A 2,518-nucleotide genomic window follows, 5' to 3' on the forward strand; every position below is an offset into this window, starting at 1 on the left:
AAACAAAGGCAATGTTATGGGGTGGCCATTTATGGACACCTAGTTATTTCATGTCAACAGTAGGTAGTATGTCTAAAGAAACTGTTAAAAAATATGTTGAAAATCAATTAACAGAATACAATGACGGTCGCCCTAGAACTTGATTCATCCATGTATGAATTACACGGTTTTATCAAGGGGCGACTTTAAATAAAAGTCGCTGTTTCGCAATCACGCTACTATTATGATTGACCCATCACCTGATTATAATTCTTCTAATAACCGATCTATTTGACGGTATAAAGCGTCTAAGTCACCTTCATTATTAATGACGACGTCGGCTTTTTCTTTTTTTACTTCTAAGGACCATTGGCTGTCAATCCGTTGGTTGGCTTCTTGCTCTGTTAAGTGATTGCGCTCCATTAGGCGTTGCAATTGGGTCATACGATTGACATAAACTAACCAAACTTGATCGACTTTTTGGTCATAACCTACTTCATACAACAATGGCACATCAACAAAGACAATCTCCGCTTCTGCTTTGGCGATTTGTTGGTCCATCCAATCCATAATCAAAGGATGTAACAAATGATTGAGCTGATCGCGTTTTGCTTCATCCTTAAAAATAACACTGCCTAATAATTCCCGGTCTAATTGACCGTCACTTTTGACCATTTGGTGGCCGAAAGCGTCAATCACTTTATCAATCCCTAGGCTCATTGGTGCGACTACTGCTCGTGCCGCTTCGTCCGCATCAACGACCGTGTAACCTTTTTGTCGTAGGTAATCTGAAACGGTTGATTTTCCAGTCGCAATACCACCGGTAATCCCAATTTTTCTCACTTCAATAACCCCTCCATTCTAGTTAAGGCTTCGATTAAATTCTAAGCCTCTTTAATGCATGCTACTGGCTGACAATGGCTACAAAAATGTGTCCCGCGGCCGGCAAATTGGATTTTACTGATTAATTGACCACAGCGTGGACATGGTTCTTCAGGTCGTCCATAGACTTTTAATTGTTCTTGATAGGTACCGGCTTCTCCTAATGAGTTTAAGTACGTTCTCACGCTTGAACCACCGGCTTTGATGGCTGCCGCCATAATGTTTAAAATCGCATCATATAATCGTGCCACTTCTTGATCTGTTAAGCTGTTGGCTGGTCTAGTGGGATGAATTTTTGCTTCAAAGAGCACTTCGTCGGCATAAATATTACCTAACCCCGCCACGACTCTTTGATCTAAAAGTAATGGTTTAATTGGCTTTTTCAATTGGCTTAATTGTGTTTTAAAAGTCGACAAATGGAATTGTTCCGCATTCGGTTCTGGCCCTAATTTACGTGCTAAGAAATAATCTTTTACGGATTCAGGTGCGACTAATTCCATGCGACCAAATTTTCTTACATCGTGATAATGTAGTTGGCTACCATCAGTAAAAAGAAAACGAACATGAGTATGCTTATCTTTAGTAGCCGGCACTTCATCAGCTGGGTAAAAATGGTATTTCCCTTCCATACGCAAATGGGAAATCAGCGTCCAATCATCAAAGCGGAAAATTAAAAACTTCGCTCGTCTTTCAACCGTATTGATTTGTTGACCTTTTAAATGTTCGCTCCAGTCTGATAAAGGTTGTTCGGTGACGATAATTCGCTCCCAATCAATCACAATGTCCTGGATGACTCTTCCTTGCACCAAGTGGATTAGCCCTTGACGAACACTCTCGACTTCTGGTAATTCTGGCATCTTAAAACTCCTTTAGTAAAACCGCTCATATAAGTATTTATTTAGGTAAAGCGGTACCCTCATATATTAATTTGATTTTATCAAAGGTTATTACTGTTATCAATGTTTCACCTGCATTTCCATAGTGTTACGGTCTATTTGATTTTAATATTTGGTAGTATTCACTTCTTACCTTTGTACAAATTATGCTTCGCACACATTGCGAAATTTTCTCAATTACTTCACCTGATAGAAACTCCCACTCATATTAACTTCTACCTACACGAACGAGGGCCAATTTTCGATAACTAATAATAATAGCTGATACTCTTGTATTATTGTTGACTAATTTTTACAACGAATCTACTTGAACCTGCTACGTTCCCTGATTTCAAAACACAGTGGGTCATTTTTAGGCTGAGGCTAACAATAACTTTAAAAACACTGCTTGGGGACTTTTGCTTTTTTTCAGTGCCATCGGTGAATCGTCTCCACTGGTCAAGATTAACAATCGAAGCGCCTATCACTCGAATTTCGATTTCTTAGTAACCACTGCCAAAATCCTTTACATTTCCCAGTTATACTTCGCCATTGATGCAGCCATTTTAAACACAATTAGACTGTTGCATCGTGTAAATTGTAATGATACTTTAAGCCTTATTTTCTTCTATAAACCACGAAAGACAAGACCCATAATCAGTCTTGTCCTTCATCTCTTTTATTTTAAGGCTCTATACTTTTTGGTGTGGGTGAACAGAAATTAATCTGTTTATTCACACCTTTTTTAAATCAATACAAAAAGTCATGGAATTCCGATATAA

At 38.6% G+C, this 2,518-nt stretch carries 3 protein-coding genes; 1 reads left to right on the top strand and 2 read right to left on the bottom strand.

From position 1 onward, the window contains the following. Positions 1-143: transposase (locus B5D12_RS09975; RefSeq protein WP_200803033.1), on the top strand; the 143-nt coding region annotated here is incomplete at its 5' end. Positions 144-243: 100 nt separating this feature from the next. On the opposite strand, the gene coaE is transcribed toward B5D12_RS09975, so the two are convergent. Further along, positions 244-822 carry a dephospho-CoA kinase gene (coaE, locus tag B5D12_RS09980; RefSeq protein WP_078756658.1) on the bottom strand — a complete coding sequence of 193 codons (579 nt, stop codon included), beginning with the start codon at positions 820-822 and terminating at the stop codon, positions 244-246. A 41-nt stretch (positions 823-863) separates the two neighbouring features. After that, a complete protein-coding gene (mutM, locus tag B5D12_RS09985) occupies positions 864-1,718 on the bottom strand; it encodes a DNA-formamidopyrimidine glycosylase (RefSeq protein WP_078756659.1) in 855 nt (284 codons plus the stop codon). Positions 1,719-2,518 lie beyond the last annotated feature (800 nt).

The sequence above is a fragment of the Globicatella sulfidifaciens DSM 15739 genome, assembly GCF_900167405.1.
In the GTDB taxonomy this organism is placed as follows: domain Bacteria; phylum Bacillota; class Bacilli; order Lactobacillales; family Aerococcaceae; genus Globicatella; species Globicatella sulfidifaciens.

Excerpts from the sequence above, each read along its gene's own strand:
- mutM (WP_078756659.1), bottom strand. The coding sequence starts at position 1,718 with ATGCCAGAATTACCAGAAGTCGAGAGTGTTCGTCAAGGGCTAATCCAC.